Annotated in this window: 1 protein-coding gene; it reads left to right on the top strand. The window is 73.5% G+C overall.

The window, feature by feature from the left end; genetic code table 11:
- On the top strand, positions 1 to 194 hold a 194-nt coding region (locus J5M58_RS27205; RefSeq protein WP_207880566.1), incomplete at its 5' end, for a molybdopterin-binding protein.
- Positions 195 to 431 lie beyond the last annotated feature (237 nt).

Below are 431 nucleotides of genomic sequence, written 5' to 3'. Positions count from 1 at the left end.
ATCAATTGCAGGGCGTCGTCGAGACGGTCACGCGCGGCGCGGTGAACAGCGAGGTGCTGCTCGCGCTCGACGGCGGCATGACGCTCGCGGCGATCGTCACGAACGACAGCGTCGATGCGCTCGGGCTCGCGCAGGGCGTGAGCGCGGTGGCGGCGTTCAAGGCGTCGAGCGTGATTCTCGCGGTCAACGGATGACGCCACGGCCGCGCTTGCCGGGCGGTGCGCGGCGGCGCGGGTGAGCGGTGGGGGCGCAGCGAAGCCGGCTCGATGCCGGCTTTGGCTTGTCTGGGGCGCGGATCGAACGGCGCGCCGGCGCGCGGCACGTTGCGCGCATGGCCGTCGGACGACGAGCTGGGAGCGGGACCGCGCGGACGCCGCATCGCACCGCCGCCGCTCGCACCCACATCAGCGGCGGGGACGTGCGTCGTATAC

Origin of the sequence: Pseudomonas sp. 32_A, assembly GCF_017490905.1 — a bacterium.
GTDB classification, from domain to species: Bacteria; Pseudomonadota; Gammaproteobacteria; order Pseudomonadales; family Pseudomonadaceae; genus Aquipseudomonas; species Aquipseudomonas inefficax.
Note: the sequence above shows the minus strand (reverse complement) of the source record. Positions and strands in the feature narration are given on the sequence as shown.